Source organism: Klebsiella sp. BIGb0407, from assembly GCF_024807845.1.
Lineage (GTDB): Bacteria > Pseudomonadota > Gammaproteobacteria > Enterobacterales > Enterobacteriaceae > JGM124.
The window spans coordinates 757,172-777,291 of sequence record NZ_JANUEQ010000001.1; the positions used below are offsets into that span (position 1 = coordinate 757,172).

The window sequence follows — 20,120 nt, forward strand, 5'->3', positions numbered from 1 at the left end:
AGAGTAATCACGTATGATCCAGAATCCTATCTTTAAAGGCTTTAATCCCGACCCCTGTATTTGTCGTAAAGGTGATGATTATTATGTCGCCGTCTCCTCATTTGAATGGTTTCCTGGTATCCCGGTTTATCATTCGAGAGATCTGAAAAACTGGCAGCTTTTGACTCACGTGTTATCTGACGATCTGAAACCCAATCTTCGTAACCTGCCGTCCGCGAAAGGCGTCTGGGCACCCAGCCTGACCTGGTGCGAAGCGGAAGAATGCTTCTACGTCATTTATGGCGTGATGAACTCGATGAACTCCCGCTATTTTGACGTCGATAACTATTTAATTACCGCCAAAGAGATAACCGGTCCGTGGAGTGAACCCGTTTATCTTCATTCTGCCGGGTTTGATGCTTCAATATTGCACGATACTGATGGCCGAAAATGGATTGTTTCACTGGAATGGGAAACTCGCCCTAAATATGAAAAACCCGGTGCCATTTGCCTGGTGGAATATTCCCCCACCGAGCAGAGCATTGTTGGTTTACCTCAACGCATCTGGCACGGAGGAACGGACCGCGGCTGCATTGAAGCGCCTCATCTCACCAGACGGGGTGATTATTACTATTTGATGACCGCTGAAGGGGGAACCGGATACGGACATGCGGTGACAATGGGGCGAGCAAAAAACGTCCGGGGTCCCTATGAAAGTGACCCGCAAAACCCTATTTTAACCTCCTGGGGAGAGAATTTTAATGAGCGGCATGATGCTAACCACCTCAAGCCTCATTATTTTAATCCTGAAACCTATCTGCAAAAGGCCGGACACGGCAGCTATATTGATACCCCGGAGGGTGAAGTCTATCTGGTCCATCTTTGCAGCCGCCCGTTCCGCGAGGAGCTATGCTGCACTCTGGGGCGGGAAACCGCAATTCAGGAAATGGAATGGACAGCGGATAACTGGTTAAGATTAAAAGGCGGCGGAAATATAGCCCGGCATTTTGTCAATGAATCAAATTTACCGTTCTACCCCTTCCCGGTGAAAGCAACCACCGATGATTTTGACCAGGCCGAATTTGATGTGAGTTATTATTCACCGCGCATTGATTTCAGGCGCTTTGCCTCACTGCAGAAATGCCCGGGCAGCGTGACATTAACAGGCCAGGAATCATTAAGTTCAACGCATTCCGTCAGCCTGCTCGCAAAAAAATTAACCTCCGTTTACAGTACTATCACCACTAAACTGACGTTCTCGCCACAGATCTATCAGCACAGTGCTGGTCTCGTGCTGTATTACGATAATATGAACTATCTCTTTCTGCATCAGACCTGGCAGGAGTCCACCGCAGAGTCAGTATTATCGGTGATTCATATCAATAATGGTCAGAGGCATGACATCAGCATTCCTGTCCCGATAACTCAGGAGCCTGTTTATCTCCAGATGCGTATTGAGGGACGAGAAATTACCTGTTATTGGTCTTATTCTGACGGGAATTTCAAGCCGATTGGAGAGTACTACGATACCCGGGTCTTTTCAGACGAACATAGTCAGTATGGTGAGTTTACGGGGGCATTTTTCGGTCTTGCCTGCGTGGATTCGATGACCCATCAAAAAGAAGCCCGGTTTGATTTCTTGCGCTATGAGGCTGATGAAACCCGCCTTATCGACTAAAGACGGTGAATAACGCAGTTCAATAACAAAAACCCTTGCCTCTGCGAGCCTGAGACAAGGGTTTAATTAACAGATTTTCTTCGCGCCTTTCAGGCTATAACGGATCAATCTTCAGACAAGAAACCGCATGGCGGAAACTACCTTCCAGCACCGGGCGGGTGATTGCACATTCCGGCCCGGCTATCGGACAGCGGGTGCGGAATACACATCCAGATGGGGGATTAATCGGTGAAGGTAATTCCCCCTCCAGTAGCTGGATAACCTTATTCTTCTCTAAATCAGGATCCGGTATCGGCACCGCAGACATCAGGGCTTTGGTGTAGGGGTGAAGCGGATTACGGTAGACCTCGTCATAGGTTCCCAGCTCCACCGCATGCCCCAGATACATCACCAGGACGCGATCTGAAATATGTTTTACCACAGCCAGGTCATGGGCAATAAAAATTAACGATAAGCCCATTTCACGCTGCAGCTGCTGTAACAAGTTAACCACCTGGGCCTGAATTGAAACATCCAGGGCTGAGACAGGTTCATCACAAATAATCAGCTTAGGTTCCAGAATAAGCGCGCGGGCAATACCGATACGCTGACACTGACCGCCAGAAAATTCATGCGGATAGCGGTTAATCAAGTTAGGCAGCAGACCCACTTTCATCATCATCGCTTTTACGCGCTCTTGTACTTCTTTGCGCGGCATATGCGGATGATAGGTCATCAGCGGTTCGGCAATGATATCGCCGATATTCATACGCGGATTCAGGGACGCCAGCGGATCCTGGAAGATCATCTGAATATCGCTGCGCACTTCACGCCATTGCGCAGGATTCATACCCAGTAAATCTTTACCGAGCCAGGCAACTCGCCCTTCGGTGGCTTTTACCAGACCGATAATCGCACGGGCAAAGGTTGATTTACCGCAACCCGACTCCCCTACTACTCCGAGAGTTTCACCTTCATACAGTCGTAGCGAGACACCATCAACCGCTTTCAGCGTTTTGGCGGGTTTCCAGAACCACTGTTTACCGTCTTTGATAGTGAAGTGAACTTTTAAGTCTTTGACTTCCAGCAGCACTTTTCTTTCTTCGGCGAGGGTACTCATGCTAACTCCTCCACGGTTCTAAAGCAGGAACGCAAACGACCTTCACCAAACATTTCTAATGGCGGAGCGGTGGTGCATTTTTCCATCGCATACGGACAGCGAGGCTGGAAAGGACAACCTGAGGGGAGACGTAATAAATTCGGTGGATTACCCGGGATGGTCTGTAATGCTTCGCCTTCAGTATCAAGACGCGGTACGGCATTGAGCAGACCAATAGAATAAGGGTGTACAGGGTTATAAAATACCTCCCGCGCAGTACCGTATTCCATGGTACGGCCAGCATACATCACCAGCACTTTATCGCAAATCCCCGCAACTACCCCTAAGTCATGGGTTATCATAATAATCGCAGTATTAAATTCACGTTTTAGCTCATTCAACAGCGTCATGATTTGCGCCTGAACGGTAACGTCCAGCGCCGTTGTCGGTTCATCCGCAATCAGCAGTTTTGGCCGGCATAATAGCGCCATGGCTATCATGACACGCTGACGCATCCCGCCGGAAAATTCATGCGGGTACATCGCCATACGCTTACGGGCTTCCGGCATTTTTACCGCATCGAGCATTTGCAGCGATTCTTCAAATGCCTGAGCCTTGCTCATTTTTTTATGCAGTATCAGGACTTCCATCAGCTGTTCACCGACCCGCATATAGGGGTTTAGCGACGTCATCGGATCCTGGAAAATCATGGCTATCTGCTCAGCACGCAGACGGTTCAACTGGGCTTCGGGAATATTAAGCAGTTCACCGCCATTAAATTTAGCAGAGCCACCCACATGTCCATTCGCCGCTAATAAACCCATTAGTGCAAACGCGGTTTGTGATTTACCGGAACCCGACTCGCCAACAATACCCAGCGTTTCGCCTGCCGACAGACTAAAATTCAAATTATTAACTGCTGTGACATCACCGTCAGGAGTAGAGAAACTGACCCGGAGATCTTTCACATCCAGTATTACGTCTTTTTGATTAAGCAAAGTGGTCTTCGCTGAGGTGTTTATTATGCTCATAGCGGACCTCCTTATCTGTCTTTCGGGTCGAGGGCATCACGCAAGCCATCGCCGATAAAGTTGAAACAAAACAGTGTCACGACGAGGAAACTTGCCGGAAACAGCAGTAACCATGGGGACACTTCCATCGAGTTTGCACCATCACTGAGTAAGGCTCCCCAGCTACTGAGTGGCTCCTGTGTTCCCAGACCAAGGAAGCTCAGGAAAGATTCAAACAGGATCATGCTCGGCACCAGCAGAGAGGCATAAACCACTACCACACCCAGTACGTTAGGAACGATATGGCGCACAACAATCTTGAAGGTGGAAACGCCACCAACCTGCGCTGCTTCAATAAACTCTTTGCGTTTAAGGCTCAAGGTCTGACCGCGGACAATACGCGCCATATCCAGCCAGGAAACCATCCCTATTGCCACAAAGATCAGCAGGATATTTTGTCCAAAGAAGGTGACGAGCAAAATGACAAAGAACATAAACGGGAAAGAGTTGAGTATTTCCAGCAAACGCATCATTACCGAGTCAGTTTTTCCGCCTACATAACCGGCCAGCGAACCGTAAAGGGTACCGACCAATACAGCCACTAACGCTGCAGCCACGCCGACCATCAGAGAGATACGTCCGCCAATAGCGACGCGCACCAGCAAATCACGGCCTGATGAGTCTGTACCAAAATAGTGCCCGCTTTCCATCTCGGGTGCCGCCGACATCATGCCAAAGTCTGCATCAAAGTAAGTGAATGATGACAGCATCGGGGCAAAGGTGACAAACAAAGCGATGAGAAATAAAATCCCTAAGCTGGTCACTGCCGCACGGTTATGGATAAAACGACGGCGAGCATCTTGCCAGAGACTACGTCCCTCTACCTCCAGCTGTTCGCTGAAGTTACCGACAGCCTCGGTATTTTTCTTGATTAACATTATTGCCACTCCAGCATTAGTATCGGATTTTCGGATCGATAACGGCGTATAACACGTCGACGATAGCGTTAAACAGAATCGTCAGCGCGCCGACCAAGATGGTCAGGCTTAAAACCAGTGAGTAATCACGGTTTAGCGCACCGTTAACAAATAGCTGGCCGATACCCGGCAAGCCAAAGATAGTTTCAATAACCATCGAACCGGTAATAATACCGACAAATGCAGGACCTAAATAAGAGAGGACTGGCAGTAAAGCGGGTTTCAGTGCATGACGCAAAATGATGCGCCGCATGGGTAAACCTTTCGCTCTTGCCGTTCGTATGAAATTAGAGTGCAGCACTTCTATCATTGAGCCACGTGTAATACGCGCAATGCTCGCGATATAAGCCAGCGACAGTGCGGTCATCGGCAGAATGATATATTTCGTTGCGCCACCGTTCCAGCCGCCCCCGGGGAGCCACTTAAGATCGATAGCGAATATCAGTACCAACAGCGGTGCGACGACGAAACTGGGAATAACGACCCCCGTCATGGCAAAGCCCATCACGGTAAAATCCCATTTCGTATTTTGCTTCAGCGCGGCCACCACCCCAGCCGAGACGCCGAGCACAAGAGCCATTAAGAATGCAGCCAGCCCAAGTTTAGCGGAGACCGGGAAACTCGCAGCGACTAAATCATTTACTGAATAGTCTTTGTATTTAAATGACGGCCCAAAATCACCGTGCCCCAGCTGTTTTAAATAACTGAAATACTGGAGATAAACCGGATCATTTAAATGATACTTCGCTTCAATATTCGCCAGTACTTCTGGCGGCAGCGCGCGTTCGCCGGTAAATGGACTTCCCGGAGCCAGACGCATCATAAAGAAGGAAATAGTTATAAGAATAAAGAGCGTCGGAATCGCTTCCAAACAACGACGTAGAATAAATTTTAACATTGCCCGTACCTTCCGGCCTGTGCCTTTTTATACCTTAAATAATTCGAGTTGCATGTAGGCGCTGAGTAAATTTTGTCGATGAGCATAGTTACCCTATGTGATTCGGCAAAATTTATGAAAGCAACACCCAGGCAACTTGAAGTATAACGGGTATAGTGCGATGTAAATAAGACACGATGGGATAGCCTGAATTCCCGTGTTTAAATACACGGCAGACTATCCCACGATTTGCCATTAATGTTTGATAATGTACAGATCTTTCACGTAAACATTATCTTGTGGATCCTGACCGGTGTAACCACCAACCCAAGGCTTAACCAGGCGGGCGTTGACATAATAGAATACCGGAACAATGGCAGAATCTTTATCCGCCTGCTGTTCGGCTTTGTTATAGAATTCTGAACGTTGCTCTTCAGAAGTTGCGGCCAAGGCTGATTCAACCAGCTTATCGAATTCAGCGCTCTTATAACCGGTGAAGTTATTAGAGCTATCAGATTTCAGCGCATTCAGGAATGAAGTTGGTTCGTTGTAGTCAGCACACCATGCTGCACGGGCAACATCATAGTTACCTTCACGACGGGAAGAGAGGAAAGTTTTCCATTCCTGGTTCTCAAGCTTCACATCCACACCTAAGTTCTTCTTCCAGATAGCAGATGCGGCAATCGCCAGCTTCTTATGCAGATCCGAGGTGTTATACAGAAGGTTGAAAGTCAGCGGTTTATCTTTGGTGTAACCCGCTTCAGCCAGCAATTTCTTGGCTTCTTCGTTACGTTTTTCTTGTGTCCAGCCAAACCACTCTGGCTCAGTCAGAGTCGCGCCATCGATATAAGGAGGCGTGAAACCATAGGCCGGTAAATCGCCCTGATTTTTAACTTTATTCACGATGATATCGCGATCCATGGCCAGTTTCAGCGCGGTACGAACACGCGGGTCAGTAAATGGCGCTTTGGCGTTATTCACTTCATAGTAATAGGTGCACAGGTATGGAGATACGCGCACCTCTTCAGGAATTTCTTTTTTCAGCTTCTGGAACAGTTCAATCGGCATATTGTTATACGTCATGTCGATTTCGCCGCTGCGATAACGGTTAACATCCGTCACTTCCGAAGCGATAGGCAGGTAAGTCACCTGGTCAATCACGGTTTTAGCGTTATCCCAGTATTCCGGGTTACGCTCAAGTACGATACGCTCGTTAACAACCCAGTCTTTTAATTTATAAGCGCCGTTAGTAATGATATTCCCCGGCTGGGTCCATTTTTCATTGTATTTTTCAACTGCGCGTTGTGGCACCGGAGACATTGATGGGTGAACGAGGAGTTTATAGAAATAAGGAACGGGCTCATCCAGTGTGACTTCAAGAGTATGGTCATCAATAGCTTTTACACCGAGATCGCTGATCGGTTTTTTACCAGCAATAATATCATCGATATTCGCAAGATGGCCGTACTGTAAATAACTGGAATACGGAGAAGCGGTATTTGGATCCGCCAGACGACGCCAGCTATAAACAAAATCATTAGCGGTAACAGGCTGGCCGTCAGACCATTTAGCATCTTTACGCAGATGGAAAGTCCAGACCTTACCGTCTTTATTTTCCCATTTCTCGGCTACGCCGGGAACAGGTTTTCCATCCAGACCGCTGAGAACCAGGCCTTCAAAAATATCACGGCTGATATTGGACTCTGGTACACCTTCAATTTTATGCGGGTCAAGAGACTGAACCTCGGATCCGTTGTTACGCACCAGAGTTTGTTTCTCAGCCAGAGTGACACCTGCCGGAACGTTGGCAGCCATCGCTACATTGCCAGTAATCAGCGCACTCACAATGCTCACTGCAATTAAGCTTTTTTTAGAAATAATTGTCATATTGTTGGTACCCCACTCATTATAATTGTCGATCAATTCGTCAACTTGTTGTTACCCATTTGGCGTTACCTTTCGAAAAGATTTACCTTAAGTAAGGATAACTGGCCGGTACTGCTTGCTATCATCGACTTTATTTCCGGGTCGTTCTTATGACGACCTCATCGTCAATATCTTGTTACCCATCGATTGCGTGGTCGCGGATAATAAATAGACTATTCCATAGACCAAAAAGCGTCTGAGGTATCATTCTCAACCAAAAAGCAATCATTTCGGAGAGAATTATTTTGCACGAAAAGTACCAAAAGCATGGCGTCGTCGCCAATACAATTTGCAGATTTGTTAAGTAATTCTCTTTATTTTTCTTGTAAGGAGAGATGATAAACAACGAATAAGTTTAAATGTTATTTAAAATCAATAATATATGAAATATTTTCTAATGTAAAAAAAGTAACATGGCTGAATAGCCTAATATTGGCGAATTTCCCGAAACGGTTATTTTTTAGCATTTTGTGTCGTTATAACAGATGAATCACTTATATCATTTCAGCCTGAAATTATTTACTTCCGGATGCTACGCAGAGGCAGCATCCGGAAGACCGCTAATACGAGAGGATAATCACCTGAGCCCTGTCACATTACCCTACCAGTCCCGGGAAAATAGATTTTACCCCAGTCACGATAAATTCAATGCCCAGTGACATCAGCAATAAGCCCATAATTCGGGTTATTACGTTGATACCTGTCTGCCCTAACATGCGAACCAGCCAAGGGGCTATGCGGAACAGCGCCCAACAGCTAAAGGCGAACAGTGCAATCGCCAAGGTAAAGCCCAGTAAATGCCACCAGTCGTTATAACGGACACCCCAGACAATGGTTGAGCTAATCGCCCCCGGTCCTGCCATTAAGGGCAAAGCAAGCGGGACAACGCCAACGCTGTCACGAATGACGCTTTCCGACTTCTCCTGTTTGTTCTGTTTATCCTCTCCCAGCTTACCGCTGATCATTGACATCGCAATGGTCACCACCAGGATGCCACCCGCAATCCTGAACGAATCAATTGAGATACCAAAAAGTTGCAAAATACCGTTGCCGAGAAATAACGAGGTCCAGAGTATTATCGCCACTGAAAGGTTGGCAGTGAGATTGGTTTTATTTCTGGCCGCTGCCGTCTGGTAGCTGGTCATACTGATAAAAACCGGAATAATACCCACCGGGTTGACTAAGGCAAACAGCCCGATAAAAAATTTAACATAAGTGGAAAAATCTAAAACAGATTCTGTCACACGTAACTCCACATAGTGAAAATGGCTGTAAAGACTCGCGTAATGTAATAGAAAACACCCACCAGGGCTATATCCTTAATTATATATAGCCAGGCGCACTCCGATCATAAGCAGATAGGATACATTTGTTGCCACAGCGTTAAATTCTAGCCGCGAAAAGTTAATCAATTTGTAATCATTTTTCTACGCTTTTTCAAAGACCTGGATAATGGCTGCTGAATGGAGTCAGCAATATGATTATGTGATTTAGATCACATAATGTGTTTCAAAAAATCGCTAGTCTTGATAGCAAGTTAAAGGGAATAACAGAGTGAGTATCCTAATCCACTGAATCGAGCTTTTTTAGTAAATACGCAGAATATTTAATAAAATTTCATTAACATTTTTTTATTAACACATTATCTTTGTTTGCTGACTATACTTTCGGTTTGCACTGCTTATTGACTAAAAAAGTTTAACAAAATCAGGAGAGCATTATGGCTGTTACTAATATCGCGGAACTGAACGCCCTTGTAGAGCGCGTGAAGAAAGCTCAGCGTGAATATGCCAATTTCACTCAAGAACAAGTTGATAAAATTTTTCGGGCAGCTGCACTGGCCGCAGCGGATGCGCGTATCCCACTGGCAAAACTTGCCGTTGCAGAATCAGGCATGGGTATTGTTGAAGACAAGGTTATAAAAAACCACTTTGCTTCTGAATATATCTACAATGCCTATAAAGATGAAAAAACCTGTGGTGTACTGTCTGAAGATGACACTTTCGGTACTATCACTATCGCTGAACCTATCGGCATCATCTGCGGGATTGTTCCAACCACTAACCCAACCTCCACCGCTATCTTTAAATCTTTAATCAGCCTTAAAACACGTAACGCTATCATCTTCTCTCCACACCCACGTGCTAAAGATGCGACCAATAAAGCCGCTGATATCGTACTGCAAGCAGCGATTGCTGCAGGTGCGCCAAAAGATCTGATCGGTTGGATCGACCAACCTTCTGTTGAACTCTCTAACGCTCTGATGCACCACCCGGATATCAATATGATTCTGGCTACCGGTGGTCCTGGTATGGTTAAAGCAGCGTACAGCTCTGGTAAACCAGCAATCGGTGTAGGTGCAGGTAATACCCCGGTAGTGATTGATGAAACTGCGGATATCAAACGCGCAGTTGCGTCTATTCTGATGTCAAAAACCTTCGATAACGGCGTTATCTGTGCTTCTGAGCAGTCAGTTATCGTTGTTGATGAAGTCTATGCAGCAGTGCGTAAGCGTTTTGAAGAACACGGCGGCTATTTACTGCAAGGTAAAGAGCTGAAAGCTGTTCAGGATATCATTCTGAAAAATGGTGCACTCAATGCCGCTATTGTTGGGCAACCGGCACCAAAAATTGCTGAACTTGCAGGCTTTACAGTACCAGCAAACACCAAAATTCTGATTGGTGAAGTCACTGACGTTGATGAATCTGAGCCTTTTGCTCATGAGAAACTGTCACCAACACTGGCAATGTATCGTGCGAAAAACTTCGATGATGCCGTTGTGAAAGCAGAAAAACTGGTTGAGATGGGTGGTATTGGCCATACTTCTTGCCTGTACACTGACCAGGATAACCAGCCAGAGCGCGTGAAATTCTTTGGCGATAAAATGAAGACTGCACGTATCCTGATTAACACCCCTGCTTCTCAGGGTGGTATCGGTGACCTGTATAACTTCAAACTGGCTCCTTCTCTGACACTGGGTTGTGGTTCCTGGGGTGGTAACTCCATTTCTGAGAACGTAGGTCCAAAACACCTGATCAACAAAAAAACCGTGGCTAAGAGAGCAGAGAATATGCTGTGGCATAAACTTCCGAAATCTATCTACTTCCGCCGTGGTTCATTGCCAATCGCGCTGGACGAAGTGATTACTGACGGTCATAAACGTGCTCTGATTGTTACCGACCGTTTCTTATTCAATAACGGTTATGCTGACCAAATCACTTCTGTCTTAAAAGCAGCTGGTGTTGAAACTGAAGTCTTCTTCGAAGTAGAAGCTGACCCAACGCTGACAGTCGTCCGTAAAGGTGCTGAATTAGCGCATTCCTTTAAACCAGATGTGATTATCGCTCTGGGTGGTGGTTCACCGATGGATGCCGCTAAAATCATGTGGGTAATGTACGAGCATCCGGAAACTCACTTTGAAGACTTGGCGCTGCGCTTTATGGATATCCGTAAACGTATCCATAAATTCCCGAAAATGGGTGTTAAAGCCAAGATGATTGCCGTGACTACTACTTCAGGTACCGGCTCAGAAGTGACACCGTTTGCCGTAGTAACCGACGATGCAACCGGACAAAAATATCCACTGGCTGACTACGCGTTGACCCCAGACATGGCGATTGTTGATGCCAACCTGGTTATGGATATGCCAAAATCACTGTGTGCCTTCGGTGGTCTGGATGCCGTGACTCACGCCCTGGAAGCTTATGTTTCTGTACTGGCGAGTGAGTTCTCTGATGGTCAGGCACTGCAAGCGCTGAAATTGCTTAAAGAAAACCTGCCTAACTCTTATAAGTTTGGTGCTAAAGATCCTGTTGCACGTGAACGTGTTCATAGTGCAGCGACTATCGCCGGGATTGCGTTTGCTAACGCCTTCTTAGGGGTATGTCACTCAATGGCGCATAAACTGGGTTCACAGTTCCATATTCCTCATGGTCTGTCGAACGCCCTGCTTATCTCAAACGTTATCCGCTATAACGCGAATGATAATCCAACTAAGCAGACCGCTTTCAGTCAGTACGACCGTCCACAAGCCCGTCGTCGTTACTCTGAAGTGGCTGACCATTTGGGTCTGACAGCACCAGGTGACAAAACTGCAGTCAAAATTGAAAAACTGCTCGCCTGGCTGGAAGAAATTAAAGCAGAACTGGGCATCCCTAAATCTATCCGTGAAGCGGGTGTTCAGGAAGCTGACTTCCTGGCCCATGTCGACAAACTGTCTGAAGATGCATTCGATGACCAGTGTACCGGTGCGAACCCACGTTATCCGCTGATTTCTGAACTGAAACAGATACTGCTGGATACCTACTACGGTCGTGACTTTGTTGAAGGTGTTGAAGAGGTTAAAGAAGCCGCTCCTGCCCCTAAAGCTGAGAGAAAGACCAAGAAATAATGCCTGATTAATGGCGATGGCGATGTCGCCATCATAGTTAAAACCCCGAATATCGTTTACGGTATTCGGGGTTTGTTGTTTCTGAAGTTCAAGAAACTGTCACCGGATAATATCTGCGTCACCAATGGTCAGGTAAGAAAAAAATCCTCAACGGGCGCAACACGGGCAGGTTTATTCATCCGGATATCCCATTAGCTCGACATCAGTTACTGGAACGCCATAACCCCGCACATCGCCTCTGACAGGCAGTCCTACCTTTCCCTGACATACAGTCAAGTATGGGGGTAATAAAACTCAGAATTAGATACGGACTGATATACCGATACAGGGGTCTCAGGTAACCGTAGCCTGCATTACAGCTATTCTTATAGGTATCAGTAGAGACCTTCTGAAGGCCTCTCCTTATACTGTACAGCGCTCTTTAGATAACCATTAGCCTGAGAGAAGGGAGGAGAAAACAGTGCGACCACACTCCCCTCAATCTCCTTTACGGCCTGTCTCAATCTGAATATCACGCAGAGAACCTTTAACCAGCGCTTCTTTATAATGTTTACGGCATACAGAGACATAGCGCTCGTTACCGCCGATGACCACCTGTTCCCCTTCATTATAAGGACGACCTTCACTGTCCAGCCTTAATACCATCCCTGCTTTACGTCCACAGAAACAAATGGTTTTAAGCTCAACTAACTTGTCAGAAAGCGCTAACAGATAGTGGCTGCCAGTAAATAGCTCACCACGGAAATCAGTCCGTAATCCGTAGCATAAAACGGGAATAGATAATTCATCGACTACATCAGACAAGGAATAAACTTGCGAACGGGTTAAGAACTGACATTCATCAACTAATACACAGTGCAGCGGCGAGGATAAATGTTCAGCACGGATCTCAGCATATAAGTCGGTTGTCTGATGATAAAGTTTAGCAGGCGAAGCAAGACCAATACGTGAACTGACTTTACCGATACCAAAACGGTTATCTATCTCGGCGGTATAAACCAGTGTTCTCATACCTCTTTCCTGATAATTGTAAGAGGATTGTAATAGTGCCGTCGATTTACCGGCATTCATTGCCGAGTAGTAAAAATAGAGTTGTGCCATTACGCTTTTCACCTGAGTCTAAATTGAAATGTCTTTGTCAGATTGTATCACAGCGTTTATCGCCTAAATAATGCGGCGTGCCCACATACGCAGAGTTTAGCCAGATAATGAGTATAGATAACCACCAAGCACTTGAGGGTAACGGTAAGTTACTTGATTCACGAAGGCCGGACTCGGGTGTTCAAGTATTGGGTCACCCCAGGATAAATCATTCTCTGATATATAAATCCGGGGTTATCGCGCTCATTATACAAAGCCAGTAATTATGTTGAATTGTAACAATAACTAAAAAAGGGTTTAATTTTAAGCTCCCAGCATGAGGAATTAGCGAAATTCTTTTCTTTTGTAAACGGTTTCCAGTTCTCTATTCCTATAATAGTTCAGTATTATATTTATCATCCAATGCTAAATTCAGTCACATGTTTTGCCCTGTAGTTCAAAGTCGTAATGGTTAAAAAACGCATTCTCCGAGCAGCTGATTCAGGAAAACTCCTGGCAATTTAAGTTATCGACATTTAAAAATGGCGTATATATCTGTTTATTTTTATCCAACGCCATTATTTCCTATTGCAGAACTGAAATTAAGGCTCTATTATTATCCCAACAAACCCCAATAAATGATCTAGAGATAACTAAAATGAGCGAAGCACTTAAAATTCTGAACAACATCCGTACACTGCGTGCACAAGCAAGAGAATGTACTCTTGAAACTCTGGAAGAAATGCTGGAGAAATTAGAAGTTGTTGTTAATGAGCGTCGTGAAGAAGAAAACGCTGCAGCAGCTGAAATTGAAGAGCGCACTCGTAAATTACAGCAATATCGCGAAATGCTGATTGCTGATGGTATTGACCCGAACGAATTACTGAACAGCATGGCTGCAGTTAAAACTGCCGGTAAAGGCAAACGTGCTGCTCGTCCAGCTAAATACCATTATATCGATGAAAACGGCGAGAACAAAACCTGGACTGGCCAGGGTCGTACTCCTGCTATCATCAAAAAAGCAATGGATGAACAAGGTAAATCACTGGATGATTTCCTGCTCTAATATCCTAAGTGCTGCTTATTAAAATCCCGCCCCGGCGGGATTTTTCATTTTCAGATATACCTGCAAGAGACTTCCTGAAACAAACCAGAGCACTCAAAAAACCACTGCGTTATCAGCCTGCCAGACGACTACTGAGCCCTCACCTCTCTTGCCACATCCCCCTCTGATTAGGTTTCCTCAATAAATACTCTCCCACCGGGCATTTATCAGTCAGTTCTGTGTAGAAATAATAATACGAAGATAGAAACAATAAGTAATATTTATCACGCGATCTCTCTCCAGCATTTTATCTTTTATATCCGAATTTCCGTTGATGGCAGCCCTTGTATCCCTACTTATTATCTGGATAATTATGATTATGACTACTTTCCAGACCAAATTATCCTCAGCAAACACCGATATGAGAGCCAGATTCTCAGACATAATGATGAAATCAGTATCACAAAAGTAATATCAGGACGCGTTGAAATATGCCGGCATATTGGATATCAGACAATTCTTCATAACAGCACAACATTCAGATAACATCCTATGAGAGGTAGCGAACCCTTCCCTTAGCCTCAATACTTTTGCCAGGAGCCACTTTTTCACTCATGAAGAGCTAATCGTTGTCAGGCTATTATTCCTCACTCAATGAATAGAAATAATAATCCCCGCACTGAAAGCAAACAGCCGGAAATCTAACTAATAAGTGGTATTTTTAGATAGGATATCCTGACTGCTAATGATTTTGACAGATGTCAGGATCCAGCAAACTTTACAAAAGTAGAACTCTGGCAACTTATGTATCACTGATATATAACTTTCAATGCTAGTTTTTCCCGCTACTAATTACCTTTTACTATGATACCTGCTACTGATAATAACCCTGTAGCTGGCTATCAACCAACTTGGGTTACCGATACAACTGTGGAATATCATGACATATAACGTCAGAATAATCCGTAAAGCTTAAAATATGACGGATATAACATTGGTGCTGAAAATGTTATACCCGTCATATTGATTCCGGCATAAGTCAGGAGAATTCTCTCTTACCTGTAAAAATTGAGCAGGCGCACAGTTAATGGGAAGGATACCAGGAATGACAGAAACTACCGGCCAGGGCATATCGACGGCTGTGGTCGCTACAGAGCGGTTTTTCGCCCGGTTACAGCCGCTATGGTAATGAGATGTTACTTCCCCGCACATCCGGAACAAATAATAGCTTTTTTTCTGCAGCAGTTTTTACACAACAGTAAACTTTTAAGGTGAATAAGCAGTCTCTTTTATTCACAACTTTTTAGAAATAGCTCCTTGAATCAGATAATGCATTTATCCATCATCGTTTCATACTAATAACGGTTTATTTAATACACTGACAGGCAAGCCATCACATACAGGGTGACAATTTTAGGGTGCAGCGGTGCTGAATGAGAGAACGACGACATGACGGGTAAAAAAAACGTGGTCAGCCTTCACGGACTAACCACGTTATCGATTCAAGTTACCTGCGGAGGTTTAACGCGGGTGACTTGAAGAGAGACGGGGATACTTAACTTACTTCTGGCTGCCCAGAGTAGTTTTCAGCCAGGCTTTAAAATCTTCACCCAGCGTTTTGTGACGAATACCATACTCAACAAAAGCCTGCATATAACCTAGCTTATTACCACAGTCATGGCTGACGCCTTTCATGTGATAGGCTTCAACGGTTTCTTTCTCCATTAACATCGCAATAGAGTCAGTCAGCTGAATTTCATCGCCTGCGCCAGGAGGTGTTTTCGACAGTAGCGGCCAGATACCCGCGCTCAGGACATAACGCCCGACCACGGACAGATTAGAAGGTGCTTCATCTGCTTTAGGTTTTTCGACGATACCAACCATAGGTACGCTGTCACCGGCAGAAAGCTCTGCGCCCTGACAATCGACAACACCGTATGCAGTAACATCAGCCACTGGCTCAACCATTATCTGGCTGCGTCCACTTTCATCAAAGCGACTGATCATCTCTGCCAGGTTATCACGGGACAGATCGGATTCAAATTCATCTAAAATTACGTCAGGCAGGATCACCGCAACCGGCTCATCACCGACAACCGGATGAGCACATAAAACAGCATGTCCTAATCCTTTAGCCAGTCCCTGACGGACCTGCATGATGGTGACATGTGGTGGACAGATAGACTGAACTTCTTCCAGCAACTGGCGCTTAACGCGCTTTTCAAGCATGGCTTCCAGCTCAAAGCTGGTATCAAAATGGTTCTCAATGGAGTTCTTTGATGAATGAGTAACCAGGACAATCTCTGTAATACCAGCTGCAATACACTCATTCACTACATATTGAATTAGCGGTTTATCCACCAGAGGCAGCATTTCTTTAGGAATTGCTTTAGTTGCTGGCAACATACGCGTGCCTAATCCCGCTACAGGGATAACAGCTTTTGTTACTTTAGAATTAATCGCAGCCATCAAAAATCTCCAGGACCGTTTAAGTTTTTAGGCTTGGTATAAATATCAAAAAGACATGTGATTATATCAGTTTTCGCGTTAAACGCTGCCGTTAATCCATGTCGCTATTAATTTAGGATAAATACGAAAAAACGTCGCAGATATTACCACCCGCTCATAAGTCCGTATAAGACTAATTACGCTTTAGTGTCTGACCGTTCACTCTGTAGACAACATTAAGCGTAAATGCCCCCCGCTACCCCAAATCTGACAGTGCCAGGAGTCACATTGCTGACTCATTTGGTTGGGATAGGCATTATTCAGCGTCCCCAGAGGGAGCCCGCTGGTTAACTCTGAGTGTTGATTATCAATACTCAGAGTGGCATTCAGCCCCGCAGAGATGAGTATTAAATTACGTTGCTCGCGATGATAATAGCCGATTAAAAGTGGAAACTGCCCAGTCAGATTCGCCTGACGCAGCAACATATTAAGCTGTTTCAGTAGCCGTCCTAATTCTGGTAATCGCTGATGCCGTTGCACTAACTGATCTTGTAATACCCGGTTAAACAAGACCCGGAGTAATAGTGCCGCTAATACGCCATTATCGCCACTGCGGGTAACATCGAGGCAATAAAAGGCTAAGTCGACTTCAGAGAGTGGAGCAATATCAAGCACTAACCCAGGTTTATCAATGGAGAGCAACTGCCGATAGTTAATTCGACACTGGGCAACAATTTGCTGCACCGGAGGCTGAAGCTCTTTCAGAAGTTTAGATGCAGCTATAGGATCCCGGGCCAGAGCATCCCAGTCTTCAAATAACCGTTCTTGTTCATCGAGCCTGGAACCAAACATAATCGGATAGAGACAAGAGAAAACCGCCTCCCTTAATCGGTCAAAGTCACTCAGCGGCCTTAATAAAACATCCTGTACTCCCAGACGCAGAGATTTCGCTATTTCTGACATATTACTGGCCGAAGAAATCACTAAAATGGGGAGTTCAGTATCGAGAAGACGAATTTGCTCTATCAACTCGAGGCCTGACATTTTTGGCATCGCGAGATCGCAAATCAGTAAATCAGGTTTTTGTTCGTGAAATAACGCCAGAGCACTGACCCCCTCTGATGCGACCCGAGGTATCGCACCCAATGAAGAAAAATAGTTCTCCAGCACTAAGCCGAAGGCGGTATCTCCATCGGCTATGAGGATCTCTTTTCCTTCTAGTGGCCGTCGCATGAGTTATCCTCAGGGTGAAAGTAACTCGGCTGACGCATAACGCAGTACTCACTTTCATTGATACTGACAGGGCCAAATGTGAAACCAAAAAATCCAGTCATGAAGACAGACACAAAAACATGCTCATTTTCTATTTTCCCCTGTGCCCCGCATATTGACATTACTACGCCCATTCTGAATACCACAGGCACGTTTCCCGTGGGCAAATGCCTGCTGAGGAAATGCCACAGGCCTGGCCCCAGTATAAAAACAGGAAAGGTCTGTCGAAGCAGTATAATGATTGTAGTACTAAATTGACTCTCAAGTACGTCTGATAGCGTAAACAACAAAAAATCTACGGCACGGCCGTGAGCAGGGCGAATATTTTTATCGTATACAGCGGGGGTGGGTTCAATTCCTGGATAAATTAATAGCGCCAGCAATAAATAATCAGACGTATCTGTTTTACAGCAATGGAACAAATGAGAATGAGAGCCGTTATGCTTTATAATATCATGCATAGGGGCATGAAAAAACCACTGTGAGTCTTTCAAAATGGGAAGCTCCTTGCTAAATAACACACGCATCCTGCGTATCAAGATTAAGAAATAGCCCGAGTCCAGATTTTGTACGGAAACTACACTAAAGCTGTCAACTTCGTTAATCTTATTGTAGTTATTATTGACTACAGTCACATTTACCAGGTTTTGTTTTCCGGTTACAACCACTGGCGGGTAAAGCCAGTCATCTCTCACCTGTCTCATTATGTCTCAGTTATTTTTCTTGCTAATCATTCAGTGACGGCAAAGTCACTGCTCAGTTAATATAGTGTCTGCCATTGTCTGTAAATAACTTTATCCAGGAGATGCAATAATGCGACTGTGTCCATGTGACAGTGGTTTAGAGTATAGCCTATGTTGCCAGCCTTATCTCGATGCCAGCCAGCTACCCGCGCAGGCTGTGCAGTTAATGCGCTCCCGTTATACGGCGTTTGTTCTACATAATGCTGGTTATTTAGTCACTAGCTGGCATCCGGCTCGCCGTTACTCGAGCTTAGAATCAGAACTTTCCGAGGGCTTTGGTTCTGCAGAATGGCTGGGTCTGACCATCTATGAAGAAGCTTGTGGTAAAGAGGATAATGAAGCTTATGTCAGTTTTGTTGCCCGTTTCCAAGAAAACGGCAACCTTACAGCCATAATTGAACGTTCTCGTTTCCTTAAAGAAAACGACCGATGGTATTATGTCGACGGCATACGTCCGTCTTTTGGTCGTAATGATGCCTGCCCATGCGGTTCAGGCAAAAAATTTAAAAAATGCTGTGGGTAGTTATTTATGCTCTGAAACATTCATCTTGCCAATAGAGACAAAGTGAAATGCGACAATAATGCCTTCATTGGGCTGAACGCACGTAACACCCTGGCAACCTGATGTATCACGGGTATAATCCCATCAAAAGTATTATCGTTTTGCAGACACTCTAACAGGACTTACCATTCCATGCAGGCATTACAACGTAAAGTTCTCCGCACTATCTGCCCTGACCAAAAAGGTCTGATCGCGCGTATCACGAACATTTGCTATAAACACGAACTGAACATCGTGCAAAATAATGAGTTCGTTGATCATCGTACCGGGCGGTTCTTTATGCGCACCGAACTTGAAGGCATTTTCAATGACACAACATTACTTGCCGATCTCGACAGTGCATTACCAGAGGGTTCTGTTCGCGAACTGACACCTGCTGGCAAGCGCCGTATTGTGATTCTGGTGACAAAAGAAGCGCATTGCCTCGGCGATTTAATGATGAAAGCCATCTACGGCGGTTTGGATGTTGAAATCGCTGCGGTTATTGGCAACCATGAAACTCTGCGTACCCTGGTTGAGCGTTTTGATATTCCATTCCAGTTAGTCAGCCATGAAGGTATGACGCGAATTGAGCATGATGCCCTGATGGCAGAGGCGATTGAAGCCTGGAAACCTGATTATGTGGTACTGGCTAAATATATGCGGGTGTTATCACCTGAATTTGTTTCTCGCTTCCCGAACCAAATCATTAATATTCACCACTCGTTCTTACCAGCCTTTATCGGTGCACGTCCGTATCATCAGGCTTATGAACGCGGTGTGAAAATTATTGGCGCTACTGCACACTACGTAAATGATAATCTGGATGAAGGTCCAATTATTATGCAGGACGTTATTCATGTTGATCACAGCTATAGCGCTGATGACATGATGCGTGCCGGTCGCGATGTAGAAAAGAACGTCCTCAGCCGTGCACTTTATCAGGTTCTGACTCAGCGGGTCTTTGTCTACGGTAACCGTACGATTATTCTGTAACCTCTTTTATAGCGAACTGTTTATACGGGCAGCAGTCCGGGCAAAAAAACGGCAAACAGTTCATTTTATTACTATAAAGT

Annotated in this window: 15 protein-coding genes; 5 read left to right on the forward strand and 10 right to left on the reverse strand. The window is 45.3% G+C overall.

Annotated elements, in window-relative coordinates; all coding sequences use genetic code 11:
- Positions 1–13: 13 nt before the first annotated feature.
- Entirely contained in the window at positions 14–1,657 is a 1,644-nt protein-coding gene (locus M2387_RS03605) for a glycoside hydrolase family 43 protein (RefSeq protein ID WP_259047233.1), read from the forward strand.
- 94 nt (positions 1,658–1,751) lie between these two features.
- Here the strand turns inward: M2387_RS03605 and oppF are convergent, their stop codons facing one another.
- The 6 genes from oppF to M2387_RS03635 form a co-directional block, all read right to left on the reverse strand.
- Positions 1,752–2,756 (reverse strand): murein tripeptide/oligopeptide ABC transporter ATP binding protein OppF, encoded by a 1,005-nt coding sequence (oppF, locus tag M2387_RS03610; protein WP_259047235.1) that lies wholly within the window; start codon positions 2,754–2,756, stop codon positions 1,752–1,754.
- On the reverse strand, positions 2,753–3,766 hold the full coding sequence (oppD, locus tag M2387_RS03615) for an ABC transporter ATP-binding protein (protein WP_259047236.1): 1,014 nt from the start codon (positions 3,764–3,766) through the stop codon (positions 2,753–2,755). The genes oppF and oppD overlap by 4 nt, the downstream gene beginning before the upstream one ends.
- 11 nt (positions 3,767–3,777) lie before the next feature.
- The gene (gene oppC / locus M2387_RS03620; RefSeq protein ID WP_259048274.1) at positions 3,778–4,686 is read right to left on the reverse strand and encodes an oligopeptide ABC transporter permease OppC; all 909 of its coding nucleotides are present in this window, start codon (positions 4,684–4,686) and stop codon (positions 3,778–3,780) included.
- Positions 4,687–4,699: 13 nt separating this feature from the next.
- Entirely contained in the window at positions 4,700–5,620 is a 921-nt protein-coding gene (oppB, locus tag M2387_RS03625; protein WP_259047238.1) for an oligopeptide ABC transporter permease OppB, read from the reverse strand.
- 234 nt (positions 5,621–5,854) lie between these two features.
- Complete coding sequence (oppA, locus tag M2387_RS03630; RefSeq protein ID WP_259047240.1) at positions 5,855–7,486, reverse strand: oligopeptide ABC transporter substrate-binding protein OppA; 1,632 nt, start codon at positions 7,484–7,486, stop codon at positions 5,855–5,857.
- Between the two features lie 635 nt (positions 7,487–8,121).
- Entirely contained in the window at positions 8,122–8,769 is a 648-nt protein-coding gene (locus M2387_RS03635; RefSeq protein WP_259047242.1) for a YchE family NAAT transporter, read from the reverse strand.
- A gap of 476 nt (positions 8,770–9,245) precedes the next feature.
- On the opposite strand from M2387_RS03635, the gene adhE reads away from it, so the two are divergent.
- On the forward strand, positions 9,246–11,915 hold the full coding sequence (gene adhE / locus M2387_RS03640) for a bifunctional acetaldehyde-CoA/alcohol dehydrogenase (protein ID WP_259047245.1): 2,670 nt from the start codon (positions 9,246–9,248) through the stop codon (positions 11,913–11,915).
- Between the two features lie 477 nt (positions 11,916–12,392).
- Here the strand turns inward: adhE and tdk are convergent, their stop codons facing one another.
- On the reverse strand, positions 12,393–13,016 hold the full coding sequence (gene tdk, locus M2387_RS03645; protein WP_259047247.1) for a thymidine kinase: 624 nt from the start codon (positions 13,014–13,016) through the stop codon (positions 12,393–12,395).
- Positions 13,017–13,653: 637 nt separating this feature from the next.
- Between tdk and hns the strand changes: the two genes are divergently transcribed.
- Complete coding sequence (hns, locus tag M2387_RS03650) at positions 13,654–14,061, forward strand: histone-like nucleoid-structuring protein H-NS (protein WP_259047249.1); 408 nt, start codon at positions 13,654–13,656, stop codon at positions 14,059–14,061.
- Positions 14,062–15,600: 1,539 nt separating this feature from the next.
- On the opposite strand, the gene galU is transcribed toward hns, so the two are convergent.
- From galU to M2387_RS03665, 3 genes are all read right to left on the reverse strand, one after another.
- On the reverse strand, positions 15,601–16,509 hold the full coding sequence (gene galU / locus M2387_RS03655; protein WP_259047251.1) for a UTP--glucose-1-phosphate uridylyltransferase GalU: 909 nt from the start codon (positions 16,507–16,509) through the stop codon (positions 15,601–15,603).
- Between the two features lie 198 nt (positions 16,510–16,707).
- Positions 16,708–17,721, reverse strand: coding sequence for a two-component system response regulator RssB (gene rssB, locus M2387_RS03660; RefSeq protein WP_259047252.1), 1,014 nt, complete (start codon positions 17,719–17,721; stop codon positions 16,708–16,710).
- A complete protein-coding gene (locus tag M2387_RS03665; RefSeq protein WP_259047254.1) occupies positions 17,706–18,464 on the reverse strand; it encodes a hypothetical protein in 759 nt (252 codons plus the stop codon). The genes rssB and M2387_RS03665 overlap by 16 nt, the downstream gene beginning before the upstream one ends.
- A 106-nt stretch (positions 18,465–18,570) precedes the next feature.
- Here M2387_RS03665 and M2387_RS03670 point away from each other — a divergent pair, with 106 nt between their 5' ends.
- A complete protein-coding gene (locus M2387_RS03670; protein WP_259048276.1) occupies positions 18,571–19,026 on the forward strand; it encodes a YchJ family protein in 456 nt (151 codons plus the stop codon).
- Between the two features lie 171 nt (positions 19,027–19,197).
- Positions 19,198–20,040, forward strand: coding sequence for a formyltetrahydrofolate deformylase (gene purU / locus M2387_RS03675; protein WP_259047255.1), 843 nt, complete (start codon positions 19,198–19,200; stop codon positions 20,038–20,040).
- Positions 20,041–20,120 lie beyond the last annotated feature (80 nt).